This window comes from Edaphocola flava, assembly GCF_004118155.1.
Classification (GTDB): Bacteria; Bacteroidota; Bacteroidia; order Chitinophagales; family Chitinophagaceae; genus Edaphocola; species Edaphocola flava.
In genome coordinates, this window is sequence record NZ_SAIQ01000001.1 from 1,204,220 (window position 1) to 1,216,963 (window position 12,744).

General features: G+C 43.4%; 13 protein-coding genes. 6 read left to right on the forward strand and 7 right to left on the reverse strand.

All coding sequences use genetic code 11. The features are described 5' to 3' along the window. The first annotated feature begins 22 nt into the window (after positions 1-22). On the forward strand, positions 23-2,908 hold the full coding sequence (locus EMP01_RS05175) for a ligand-binding sensor domain-containing protein (RefSeq protein ID WP_161971226.1): 2,886 nt from the start codon (positions 23-25) through the stop codon (positions 2,906-2,908). Positions 2,909-2,928: 20 nt separating this feature from the next. On the opposite strand, the gene EMP01_RS05180 is transcribed toward EMP01_RS05175, so the two are convergent. Next, the gene (locus tag EMP01_RS05180; RefSeq protein WP_129020404.1) at positions 2,929-3,192 is read right to left on the reverse strand and encodes a rhodanese-like domain-containing protein; all 264 of its coding nucleotides are present in this window, start codon (positions 3,190-3,192) and stop codon (positions 2,929-2,931) included. Between the two features lie 143 nt (positions 3,193-3,335). Here EMP01_RS05180 and EMP01_RS05185 point away from each other — a divergent pair, with 143 nt between their 5' ends. After that, on the forward strand, positions 3,336-3,815 hold the full coding sequence (locus EMP01_RS05185) for a hypothetical protein (RefSeq protein ID WP_129020405.1): 480 nt from the start codon (positions 3,336-3,338) through the stop codon (positions 3,813-3,815). 80 nt (positions 3,816-3,895) lie between these two features. Here the strand turns inward: EMP01_RS05185 and EMP01_RS05190 are convergent, their stop codons facing one another. Next, positions 3,896-4,306 (reverse strand): RidA family protein, encoded by a 411-nt coding sequence (locus EMP01_RS05190; protein WP_129020406.1) that lies wholly within the window; start codon positions 4,304-4,306, stop codon positions 3,896-3,898. A gap of 69 nt (positions 4,307-4,375) precedes the next feature. Here EMP01_RS05190 and EMP01_RS05195 point away from each other — a divergent pair, with 69 nt between their 5' ends. Next, complete coding sequence (locus tag EMP01_RS05195) at positions 4,376-5,041, forward strand: aminotransferase class IV (protein ID WP_129020407.1); 666 nt, start codon at positions 4,376-4,378, stop codon at positions 5,039-5,041. On the opposite strand, the gene ispE is transcribed toward EMP01_RS05195, so the two are convergent. Continuing rightward, entirely contained in the window at positions 5,034-5,846 is an 813-nt protein-coding gene (gene ispE / locus EMP01_RS05200; RefSeq protein WP_129020408.1) for a 4-(cytidine 5'-diphospho)-2-C-methyl-D-erythritol kinase, read from the reverse strand. The genes EMP01_RS05195 and ispE overlap by 8 nt on opposite strands. Before the next feature lie 62 nt (positions 5,847-5,908). Between ispE and EMP01_RS05205 the strand changes: the two genes are divergently transcribed. Both EMP01_RS05205 and EMP01_RS05210 read left to right on the forward strand, forming a co-directional pair. After that, complete coding sequence (locus EMP01_RS05205; protein ID WP_129020409.1) at positions 5,909-6,475, forward strand: cob(I)yrinic acid a,c-diamide adenosyltransferase; 567 nt, start codon at positions 5,909-5,911, stop codon at positions 6,473-6,475. Positions 6,476-6,668: 193 nt separating this feature from the next. After that, positions 6,669-7,595, forward strand: a complete 927-nt coding sequence (locus tag EMP01_RS05210) for a hypothetical protein (RefSeq protein ID WP_129020410.1) — start codon at positions 6,669-6,671, stop codon at positions 7,593-7,595. 244 nt (positions 7,596-7,839) lie between these two features. Here EMP01_RS05210 and fabD read toward each other — a convergent pair whose 3' ends face one another. Continuing rightward, entirely contained in the window at positions 7,840-8,721 is an 882-nt protein-coding gene (fabD, locus tag EMP01_RS05215) for an ACP S-malonyltransferase (RefSeq protein ID WP_129020411.1), read from the reverse strand. Between the two features lie 29 nt (positions 8,722-8,750). After that, the gene (locus EMP01_RS05220) at positions 8,751-10,109 is read right to left on the reverse strand and encodes an FAD-dependent oxidoreductase (RefSeq protein WP_129020412.1); all 1,359 of its coding nucleotides are present in this window, start codon (positions 10,107-10,109) and stop codon (positions 8,751-8,753) included. A 186-nt stretch (positions 10,110-10,295) separates the two neighbouring features. Between EMP01_RS05220 and EMP01_RS05225 the strand changes: the two genes are divergently transcribed. Beyond that, a complete protein-coding gene (locus EMP01_RS05225) occupies positions 10,296-11,492 on the forward strand; it encodes a sialidase family protein (RefSeq protein WP_129020413.1) in 1,197 nt (398 codons plus the stop codon). On the opposite strand, the gene EMP01_RS05230 is transcribed toward EMP01_RS05225, so the two are convergent. Both EMP01_RS05230 and EMP01_RS05235 read right to left on the reverse strand, forming a co-directional pair. After that, positions 11,489-12,073, reverse strand: coding sequence for a HutD/Ves family protein (locus EMP01_RS05230; protein WP_129020414.1), 585 nt, complete (start codon positions 12,071-12,073; stop codon positions 11,489-11,491). The genes EMP01_RS05225 and EMP01_RS05230 overlap by 4 nt on opposite strands. Positions 12,074-12,077: 4 nt before the next feature. After that, positions 12,078-12,740, reverse strand: coding sequence for an NAD-dependent epimerase/dehydratase family protein (locus EMP01_RS05235; RefSeq protein WP_129020415.1), 663 nt, complete (start codon positions 12,738-12,740; stop codon positions 12,078-12,080). Between the last annotated feature and the right edge of the window lie 4 nt (positions 12,741-12,744).

Sequence of the window (12,744 nt, forward strand, 5' to 3'; positions counted from 1 at the left end):
GCTCGTTTTTTTCGGGCTGCTTTTGTTTTTTATATCCGGTACTACCCAGAGCCGGGCCCAGCGCTATGCATTACAGAACTATAATACAGAGAACGGATTGGTACAGTCGCAGGCATTGGCTATGGTACAGGATCCGCTCAATCGTCTGTGGGTGGGTACTTTTGGCGGATTGTCCGTTTTTGACGGAAGCGAGTTTAAGACGTATACCCGTGCCGATGGTCTGATCAGTAATACCGTTACCGCTATCGGATTTGCCCCGAACGGAATTACCTGGATTGGTACGGCAGAGGGCATTTGCCGGTTCGACGGGCTGCATTTTAAGTCTTATGCCCTGGATCCACATTCAGAAACAAGCCTGATCAATGATATAAAAGTTGATAATCAGAATCGTGTATGGCTGCGCTCCGGTAATAAGATCTATATCTTCCGAGGAGACCGGTTTGAACTGGTACCAACAGATGGTATTATAACCTCTATGTTTCTTGATGAGCAACGATATATACACGTGTGCTATCTGCAGAAAGGGGTTTTCAGATTTATCAATAATCAATGGCAACCACTTACAGACCAGGTGCCGGACGGGTTCTGCCTCTCGGTGTATCAGTCTAAGTACAGTGGTAAAATGTATATACTGACCACAACGGGTCTGTATCTGGTGAACGACCGTTCCCTGCAATTACTGACTAATGATCTGCCTGGTTTTGATATTACCACACTGGCCACCAAGATTGTGGTAGATCAGAATGAACATATATGGATCGCTGTAGGTAATGGATTATGGTTCTATGATGATACGCATGGTTTTGTAAAACTGAATGCAAGCAACGGTTATACCGATGAGCAAACACTCTCAATCTTTATAGACAATACAAACAATATATGGCTGGGCACTAACGGAAGTGGTATTTTTAAATACTCAGACAGCCCGTTCAAAATATTCGACAATACCCAGATTCCTTTTGCCAAAAGCATCATCAGCATTTTTCAGCGCGGAAAGGATCTTATCCTGAGCACTGCCTATCATGGCATTTTCCGCTTCGATGATCAGACCAATACCATTACCCAGATTCCGCTTCCAAACTTTGCCACCAGCATCATCTCTATTTATGATGACCCTGATCGTGGTACATATTATGCAACCTACCGCGGACTCTGGAATGCACACAATGGCAAGCTGAAGCAGATCGGAACTAAATCTATTCCGTTCATCACCGATTGGACAACCATCAATGATGAGGTATGGTGTACAAATGGTGAGGGGCTTTGTGTTATAGATAAGGATAGCCTGAGGCTGGTGAAGCAAGGACCTTATCGCAGACTGATTGCCTACGATAAAGAAACCATCATCCTGGGTACTAAAAAAGGGTTGCTGAAATATAACCTGCTTACCGGTACAACAGATAGTCTGAAAGGACTGCAGATGCTGAGGGTGCAATGTATGACCGGTAATGCACAGCGGTTGTATATAGGCACAGATGATAACGGTATCGTTGTGTATGAATACCAAACGGGCAGGATCTATACGATAAGTCATGATGACGGACTCAGCTGTAATTATGTGTATAACTTGCTGATTGATTCGGACAATATGTTATGGGCAGGAACCGGTTGTGGTATAGACCGTATACGATTTTCTGAGACGGGCACCTATCAGCTCAAAAGCTATGGAAAGACAGAAGGGCTGTCCGGTGCAGAAAGTAATGAAAGAGCGTCTTTCCAGGATGCTGAAGGGAATATATGGTTTGGTACAACCAAAGGTTTGTACATGTACAACAAACGAAAAGAGAAAACATTCAGCAGTGCGCCATTTGTTACCCTGACCAATGTACAGTTATTCTCCAAAAATATCCCGACCGGTAAATACAGCGATAGTACCATACCTTATCTTCGTATACCCTATCAGCCTGTATTTGGGCATAATCAGAACAACCTTACATTTTCTTTCCGGGCTATTTCCCTCTCCTCTCCTGAACGTATAGAGTATCGTTACAAACTTGAAGGCGCAGATCCTAATTTTGTGGAGACCAAGCAGACCTCTGTAGTATATACCAACCTGCCTCCAGGTCAGTACACCTTTATTGTATATGCATCTGACGAGAATGGTAACTGGGCAGAAAATGCCTACCGTTATCCGTTTACGATCAAAGCTATATTCTACCAGACTACGATATTCAAAGCATTGGTGAGCCTGTTACTGGGTATATTGATTGCCTATATCATATACTGGTACAGCCGTAAGAAAGAGGCGCGACGACAATGGGAAATGAGGCTGAGAGAGGAAGAGCAGAATAAAGTACGACAGCGCACAGCAGAAGATTTTCATGATGAGATTGGTAACAAGATTACCCGTATCAATCTCCTGACTATGATGGCAGAGCGCAAGATTTCGGGGCAGACCGAACTGGGCGATATACTGTCGCAGATCAGGAACAATACACAATCTTTATACCACGGATCAAAAGATATTATCTGGTCTTTGCAGAGAGAAAGCAATTTCCTGAAAGAGGCCCTTCTGCGTATACAGCAGAATGCTTCAGCAATACTGGAAGATACCGGCATTCGCCTGCACATAGAAGAGGAACCACCGATCAGGTTTGATGTAAAGATGCCGCTTGACTACAGCCGCAATCTGATCCTGATCTTTAAAGAGGCGATTAATAATGCCATTAAATATGCCGGAGCAGAAAATATATACCTGCGTTTTTACGAAGATATAGACAGCAGCGTTGTACTGGAGCTCTCAGATGATGGTAAAGGCTACGATCCTGAAAACAGTACCGGTGGTAATGGCTTAAAGAATATGCACAATCGTGCAAGGGCCATAAAGGGTAAGCTCAGTATCATCAGTCATGCCGGAGAGGGCACTACTATAAGATTACGGATGTTTAAATACAGCTTTAAAAAATAATGCACTGCAAAAGCAGTGCATTATTGCTTTGAAATATATTCCTGTACCGCCTGCCAGCTGCCGCCATTGGCACAATCAATACCCAGTTGATGCAGGTAAGCTGCAGCTTGTCCGCTGCGTATACCCTTTGCACAGCATAGTAACAGCGGTTGCTCCATAGCCTTGATTTCATCCAGTCTGCCAGTTAGTTCATGCAGGGGAATATTAATACTTCCCGCCGCATGCCCTTCGCGGTATTCCTCAACCGTACGCACATCTACAATTGTTTTAAAAGAATGACTCATTGCTGTAATTTTTTGCCGCAAGTTACAGGTTATTCATCAGTGAAAATGTAGAACACCGATCGTATTTATTAATATGTTAATCACATTTTGGTAAGTAATGCAAATGGCAGGATAAGTATCTTTGTGACACAAAAATAATTACAATGAAAAAAGCATTATTCATCGCAGCCATCCTGATTGGTGGCAGCAGCGTACATACCTTTGCACAGAACAACCTGCTGAATACAGTAGCTTCTGCTGCCGGAGCGGTAAAAACAGTACAGAAGATCAGCAATGTTGCGGCTACAGCAAAAGAAATATCAGGTGTCCTCACCAAAACCCTGGGTCTGAATACAGCGCAGAACGGTAAACTGATGAACATCTTTACCAAGCATATCACCGGTACAAATAGCATCTCATCACTGGCCAATTCTAATATGGCATCATATGCATCCAAATTATTAGGAATCAATACAGGAACCCTTAGTAGCCTGAAAACGTTGATGACAGCCGCACAATATGCTAAATTGCTTGGCCTGGGCGGATCTAAAGGAAGCACCAGCTCATTATTAGGAGCATTAAGCGGTGGCAATAACCTGTCTACAGGAGCGGCCAGCGTGTTGTCCAGCCTTTTACTGAAATAGAACCAGAATCAATAATAAGCATAAAAAGAGGAAGGCTGTAGCATTGCTACAGCCTTCCTCTTTTTATGCAATAATGTTAATTAAATCGTGGCAATACACTTCAGCTCAATCGCGATCGGGGTAGGCAGAGAGTTGATCTCTACTGTGGTACGGCAAGGCTGATTGTCTTTAAAATACTCCGCATAAATACGGTTATAAGTAGCAAAATCACGCTTCATATTCACCAGGAATACAGTAACATCTACCAGTTTGTCCCAGCTGCTGCCACTCTCTTCCAGCACTACCTTAATGTTCTCAAATACGCTACGGCATTGCGCTTCAAAATCAAATTCCAGGAAGTTGCCGTTTTTGTCCAGCTTCAATCCGGGAATTTCGTCAGTAGTCGTACGCGGACCGATGCCGGAGAGGAACAACAGGTTGCCTACTTTACGGGCATGAGGGTACAGACCTACCGGTTTAGGCGCTTTGTCGGTCGATATTTTTTCAGACATAATGCTAAATTATTTTGAATTTAAAAGAACAAAGATAATAAACCTGGTAAATTATTTAATTTAGAGTGTATGAAACAGATTCCGGCATTAGTAGAAACCATGTACTGGGATGGACATACTATCGTCTTGTGGCCTTATCATCTGCGCCGCCTGCAAAAAGGTATCATACATTATGGCCTCGATGCAGACGAAGACATGATCCGTGAGCTGATCATGCACCGGATACAACAGGGTACCAATATGCCGCAGAAAGTGCGGCTGGAGCTGAGCCAGGCCGGTGCTGAAATTACATTATCACCCTTTACCCGGGAAACAGACCGGGTCGTACAACTGGGTATCGCAACAGATCTGGTCATAAGTAGTGCCCTTGCTACAGGACTGAAAACGACGGATAGGGGTATTTATATGCAGGCACAGGCACAGGCAGTGCAGCAGCACTGTGACGATGTACTTATTCCTAATGAAAAAGGGCATTGGGTAGAAACCGCCATTTACAATATTATCTGGCAGGACCCTGATACTGATGTATTGTTTACCCCCGCCGAAAGAGAAGGTTGTATAGCCGGAGTAATGAGAGGCTATCTGCTGGAAAAGGACTATGTCCGTGAAGCGGTACTCTATCCCGAAATATTACAGACCGCGAAAGCAGTATGGGTGTGTAATGCATTAAGAGGAATACTACCGGTAAACCGGGTAGGTATACAGGAATATATCATCCAGAACTTTCCTATCTGAAATAATAATGACGCAGGCCCGTAAAATAAGACATGTCAGCCTGAATGCCTTTTTCAAAAAAACCATAGATTGTAGATCCCGTACCACTCATTGATGCATAAACAGCACCAGCGCTGTAAAGGTGCGCTTTGATCTGCTCCAGTAATGGATGTACCGAAAATATCGCCGGTTCAAAATCATTATGTACCTGTTTATGCCATTCATTGACAGGAAGTGCAGACAATGTGCGCAGATCGAATGATGCCGGTTTCGGCACCAGCTGTCCGAAAGCAGTAGCAGTACTGATGTGCAACTCGGGGCAGATCACCTGCAGGCTGTATTGGCTCAGGTCTAATGATATTGGGCTTAATACTTCTCCCCTGCCCGAGGCAAAGCTCGGTTTATTGTCAATGAAGAAAGGGCAATCACTACCCATTCGCAGTGCATACTCCTTAAGTGTAATAGCATTCAGTCCAAGCCCAAAAAAATCATTTAACAGGCACAGCATAAAAGCCCCGTCGGCAGATCCGCCACCCATGCCGGCCCCCATTGGTATATGTTTCAGCAGGTGTATGCTTACCGGGCTTATCTGTTTGGGGTAGTCCTGCTGCAATAATGTCCAGGCCTTCCATACCAGGTTATTATGCTGCTCACCGGCTATATCCAGTCCGTGTATCTTCATCTCCATTTCATCGGCAGGCAAGATTTCCAGCACATCATTGATCGGAACAGGATAGAAAACCGTCTCCAGGTTATGGTATCCGTCAGGTCGTTTTTCGGTAACAAACAGGCCTATGTTGATCTTGGCATTCGGGAAACTGAGCATAAAAAGTCTTTAGGATACAAGCACAAATTTATTCATAAATTTGAAATTCTAAATTAGAAAACATGGCATTCAGAGTATATACCAAAACCGGCGATAAAGGGACTACTGGTCTTATCGGTGGTACACGAGTAGGCAAAGACAGCATCAGGATAGAAGCATACGGAACTGTAGACGAGCTGAACTCCTATCTGGGACTGGGTACAGACCAGTTAGACGATGAGCAGATCAATGAATGGATACTGGAGATACAAGACCGTTTATTCACTGTAGGAGCCAGTCTGGCTACCGATCCGGAAAAAGCACCCAAACAAAAATTACCCGATCTGCATGCAGAAGACATCAGCTGGCTGGAACAACGCATTGATGAGATGGATGATGAACTGCCGCAGATGAAATCATTTATATTGCCGGGTGGCAGTATTGCCGCCAGCACCTTTCATATAGCCCGTTGTGTATGCCGCAGGGCAGAGCGCATATGTGTGCACATGCAGAACACTAATGAATTCGTAGCAGAAGATGTGCTAAAGTACCTCAATCGCCTGTCCGACTTCCTGTTTGTACTGGCACGCTATATTGTGCACAAACAAGGAGGGAAAGAGATTCCGTGGAGACCGAGACTGAATGCATAATCATTATATTCTAAAGAAAGCGGAGATCAATTTATTGGTCTCCGCTTTTTACATAACAAAAGTATGGGGAGTGAAGCTTATTATGCTAAGGCAAACCATAAAAACCGTACTTAAGTTAGCACGTCTGGTTGCACTTTTTTTTATTTGGTTGCTACTTTTGAAGTACAAATAAATTTTAAAATATAGAAGCTACATGAAAAAAGCAGTTATAATTATTGTTATGGGATCTTTATTTATATCTACAACGTTTACAAGTTGTAAGAGAGATAATCCTAGTATCACCGAAAATGGAGAGAAAACATATATTTTGTCCAAGAGTATTATTGAATATGATACTAACATTTCAAAAAATACAAATAAAAACCCTATACCTCTAGGGAAATGGGAAACTATGATAGATTATGCAATAGCAGATGGAGCATCCGCTTGGACAGTATTTAAAGTAGCAAGTAAGATAGTTGGTTTAGGGTATGGAGCCGCAGTCGGAATGTTGGGTGGGGTATGTGGCTCTATATACAAGTATGTACGTGAACATAAGGATTTCAAGCCATCCCCTACAAGTAATGGCAATATTATCAACTTCAATGCTTCTCGACAGCTAAGCTCAGCTACAAATAAACCATTTAAATTGCAAACTATCTCTGTAACAGCTAATTTCGGATATAACCTTGTTGGAGAATTACATAATAAATATCTAGACTCTTTAGTTGTGAAATTTGATGATCGAAGACTTGATATTGACCCTGATAAAACATATAATTATCTATGTAATGCAGCGTCTGTAGAATTAAATATTCCGACAGATTCAATAAAGAGTGCATTTAGTTTGGCTGAATACAATGAGGTGATTGATTTTGACGTAAGTGAAAAAACAAACCGGGAAATATATGATTACATGATTCGGAATAACGTGCCTAAATATTTATGTAGTTATATGAATGAATTTTTTGAAAGAATAAGAAAACCAGAAAACGCCAGTTATGATATAGCATTGAATTATGTGAATCTATTCATCGAAGATGTACAAAATCAAAGTTTTACAACTCAAGAAAAAAATGGAATTCTGTATTCTCTTTCTATATTCAAGAATAGTTTACAATATTGGAATCAAAAGCTTTAATAATTTACTATTTGGATATGATATTTGACTTTTCTATTCTTATTGTTCTGATTATCGGATCAATCATATATTGTTTGAAGTGGTATAAAGCACGTAATCTCAAATATAGTACGCTGGCTCTTCTCTTCCTTACCGCTTGTATATATTGGATATGGAGATTAAATCAACTTTAAACTAATAAAATAAGTTCCATAAAAAAGCCCGGCGACAATTAGTCACCGGGGCTTTTTATGGAAAGATAATATTAGTTAATTCCGGCAGTAGCCGCCTCTTTATGTATCTTCTTCACTAATCCCTGCAAAACTGCACCAGGACCTACTTCTGTAAACTGTGTAGCACCATCTGCCACCATATTCTGTACGGTTTGCGTCCAGCGCACCGGAGCCGTCAGTTGGTTGATCAGGTTTTCTTTGATTTGAGCCGGATCGGTATAGGGTTGTGCATCTACATTCTGATAAATCGCGCAGTTTGGTGTCTGGAACTGAGTTGACTCAATCGCCTCCTGTAATTCCAGTCTTGCAGGTTCCATTAAAGGAGAGTGGAATGCACCACCTACCTGCAGTACCAGCGCTCTTTTGGCACCAGCCGCTTTCAGTGCTTCGCAAGCTTTGTCAATACCTGCAATACTACCGGAGATCACTAATTGACCAGGGCAGTTATAATTGGCAGGTACTACAATTTCATCAATAATATTACCTACTACTTCTTCCACTTTAGCATCATCCAGACCCAGTACGGCAGCCATTGTAGATGGTTGTAATTCGCAGGCTTTCTGCATGGCTGCAGCACGTTTAGCAACAAGCTTCAGCGCATCTTCAAACTGTAATGCACCACAGGCAACAAGAGCAGAAAATTCGCCCAGGGAGTGGCCTGCAACCATATCCGGTTTCAGGTCCGGTGTGGTCAGGAAGGCAATCACAGAATGTAAAAATACTGCCGGTTGCGTTACTTTGGTTTGTTTCAGTTCCTCTTCAGAACCGGAAAACATGATATCGGAAATACGGAATCCTAAGATCTCATTCGCTTGTTCAAAAAGGGCTTTAGCCTGCTCATTTTGCTCATACAAGGCCTTCCCCATACCGGAGAATTGTGCACCCTGACCCGGGAATACAAATGCGTGCTTCATATTTATTGTTGTGTATTTATATTTATTGATTATGCGTGTACTTTTCCCTCATATTCTTTTACCCACTCTTCCAGTCCTGCTGCAAAAGTAGCATTTTCTATATTCTGGAAGTAATCGCCCTGCTCCATAATCTTGGCCAGTAACCAGTCCTGAGCAGCCATAGCATTTAAGGCAAAAGCATAAGGCGTATGACTGAAGCTCACCATTTCATATACAGAATTGAAGCGGCCGGCAAACCGGATACCCAGGTCTTTCTCGATCTTTTTACGCTCCAGGAATTTAGGATCTGCAACTTTATCACGCATTTCGATAAAGTTATTCAATGCCAGTTCGGCCACCGCATCCGCATTAGGTTTGCGTGATTGCTGGAAAGCCGGTAAGATCGCATCCCAGTTATCGCCATGCTGCTCCAGTAATTCGAATAATACCGAACAATCTTCAAAGCCCGCATTCATACCCTGTCCGTAGAACGGAACGATGGCATGTGCTGCATCTCCGATCAGGCAGGCAGAAGACTGGTACACCCATGGCGCCACCTTCACCGTTACCAGGGAAGAAGTAGGATTATTTTTATAATCTTCCATCAGGGTCGGCATCATAGGTACCGCATCCGGGAAGTGCTGTTCAAAGAACGCACGGATCTCCGCATCTGTTTGCAGGCTGTCGAATGAAGGCGTGCCCTCAAACGGGAAGAATAAAGTACAGGTAAAGCTTTTATCCGTATTCGGCAGACCAATCATCATAAAGTTATGACGCGGCCAGATATGCAGTGCATTATGCTCCATACAGAACTCGCCATTTGCAGATGGCGGAATACATAACTCTTTATAACCACTGTTGATATAGAATTGCTGGTAATCGGTACGATCCAGCACAGTCATGCTTTTACGTAAAGCCGAGAATGCCCCGTCAGCACCAAACAGCAGGTCATAATCTACCGTATGTTTATTGCCCGCCTCATCTTTAAGATGCAGTTGTTTATGTTGCAGGTCTACATGATCGCAAATCTGGTTGAAATAGATCTTTACACCATTGGCTTCGGCCAGGTCCATCAGTTTTTTATTCAGTTCGCCGCGGCTTACAGAATAGATGGCCTCTCCGTTTTTGCCATAAGGCTGAAATGCAGCAGAACCATCGTCCTGATGCAGGTAACGACCGGTCATAGGTATGGCAATCGATTCTATCTCTTCACGTAAACCCGCCAGTTCCAGGGCTTTCCAGCCGCGGGTACTCATAGCCAGGTTGATCGAGCGACCAGCACCGATCTGCGACACACGCAGGTCCGGACGGCGCTCATATATAGTTACTTCATAACCTTTTTTACGTAATAGTACAGACAATACCGATCCGACCAATCCGGCACCCAGTATAGTTATAGATCTATTCATATTATTTTTAATGTATGTGATTTGCGAACGCTAAGATACAGATAAAGGTCAGAGTTTTAAAAAATAGATTTTGTTTCAAATCGGGAGAAAGTTGGCTGCCGCACCTATTTATAACAGTATTATTACACCGTCCGGGGTATTGTTACCGTAAATTTGCGGCACGCTAAATTGTAAATCTGTTGTAATATGAAACGATATATCTTAGCCCTGAGCATGCTGATGCTTACGGGATCTGTGTTGAGCTTTGCCCAGTCTACTGTATTGAAAGAAGAAGGACGTGTATATGCCCTGCCGGCACTCTTCCAGAATAATAACAAAGAAGTGGTTATGTCCTGGACAGAGAAAGATGCAGATGGTATGGTATATTATTATTTTGCAACATCTAAAGACAATGGCAAAACATTCTCTGACAAACAACTGATCTATTCCTCACCTGGTATCGGGAACGGCCGACTGGCCAGGCCAAGGCTGTTGTTCAAAAAGAATGGTGATATGGTGGCCACGTTCTCTTTCAACCAGCAGGCCAAACTGGTGAGTGAAAGCGGAGAAGCTAAGCCTGGTCGTGCAAAAGATCTGCAGGTATTTGTTACCGAATCGAAAGATGGCGGCAAGACCTGGACTGTACCTAAATCGGTACACCAGGATGCACAACCGGGGGTGATTCGCGGTTTTTATGATGCTACACTGATGGCTAATGATGAGCTGGCGGTTGTATATTTAAAAGACATTCCGAACAAACCACATGAGCGTGATCTGCGCCTGGTAACCAGCACCAATGGTACCTTTGGTGAAGAAAGGGTAATCGATCCGTTTGTGTGTGATTGCTGTAACCTTGGGCTGCTGACCGATGAGCAAGGACGCCTGAATGTATTTTACCGAGAGAATGCAGATAATATCCGCGATATTTCCAAAATGGTATCAACCGACAATGGCCTTACCTGGTCTGCATCTGCAACCTTATTTCCCGATAACTGGAACGTAAATGCTTGTCCGCATACAGGTCCGGTTGCATTACGATATGGTAAAACCAACCTGATCACTTATTATTCCGGTGTGGAAGGTAAACCTGGCGTGCGTCTGGTAAACCAGGACGGTAAGCAAATGCTCATTTTAAAAGATGAAACGATCAAAACAGCTACCCTGGCCGGTGATGCCAAAAATGCAGTAATTCTTTATGGGCAAGGTACTGCAGAGTCTGGTATGAAAGTAGGTTATCGCACGATCAGCAAAGACAAAGTATCGAACGATAAATGGATTGAAAATTCCGCTACAGGAGCTAATCCGAACGGCTTAATCCTGGGTAAGGAAATGCTGGTGGTTTATGAACTGACCGATAAAGGTAAAGTGATCGGTATCAAAACCGATGTGGTAAAACTGAATTAATCATTGTCCAGGTACATATCTACCTGGAAGATAATCGCGGTTTTGTCCGCAACAATATCAATAGTGCTGTGCATCGTTACGCTTTCCGTGTGATGAAGTACAGCACTGTCTTTTTCTGCCAGCTTCATTGCCCCGATGGTTACCGGCTTTTCAGCCTCGGCTACAAACCATAACTGTATGCAATCAGGGTTCAGGTCTATCTTGTACTGTTCTTCATTGTGCAGTATGGTCAATTTTGCTTCAGTGCCCTTGCGCATCATGACATTGAAATCAGTGGTAGTACCTGTACTGCTTACAAAATCGGCCCCGGAAAAGGATAAAGGCACAAATGGTTTTAGCAGGAAAGATGCATCCTGGAAAGCCAGTTCTATAGGCTGTTCCAGGCTGACCAGTATACGATCATAATCTTCCAGTACCGTAAAGGTAGAAGGGCTTTCGCGTATAGTGGCAGAGCTGATGCGGAAAATGAAATCACGATCGGCATAACGGCAATGCTCGGGGTATATAAACATCTGGCAGGTCTGCCCACCGCCCCAGTCGCTCAGGATATAGTCATCGGCAGTAAGGTGTTGTACAGGCATGAATTTAGTTTTGGTTTCCGTATGCTTCTATCATTTCATTATGTATGATCTTATGTTCCGGTTTGGCATGCAGGCATAAGTAATACATGGCACGGGCCACCGTTTCCACTTTTATGGCACGGTATCGCGCCCACTTCCCTTTTAAGATGGGTTGCAGGAGCTTCATCATCACAGTAGCTACAGCTTCTCCTGTTCTTTTATCCTTGCGCTTACCCAGCAATAATCCCGGTCTGTATTTATACACAGAAGAAATGCTTAGCTGATCCAGTTCCTTCTCTGCTTTGCCTTTCAGCTGCTGGTAATGGTTGCTGCTGCTGGCTTTAGCTCCTAGTGCACTGATATAATGAAACTGTTGCACCCCTTGCTGCACACCCCATTCGGCAAGCTGCACCGGATAGGTTACTTCTATAGCATGGTATTGATGTTTGTCAGGAGTCAGGGCCTTTGTGGTACCCAGGCAGGAGAAGATTACATCAACTTTAGGGATATCCTTTAATACGGAAGATAAACTCTCGAAATCGGTCAGGACAAATTTTACTTTATCATACTTCAGATGAGGTATATGACGTACCAGCGCATATATGGTGCCGATACGATCGCTATTGGCGAGTAATGTCAGTAAGGCATTGCCCACCAGCCCGGAACTGCCTGCTATCAATACATCCATGGTG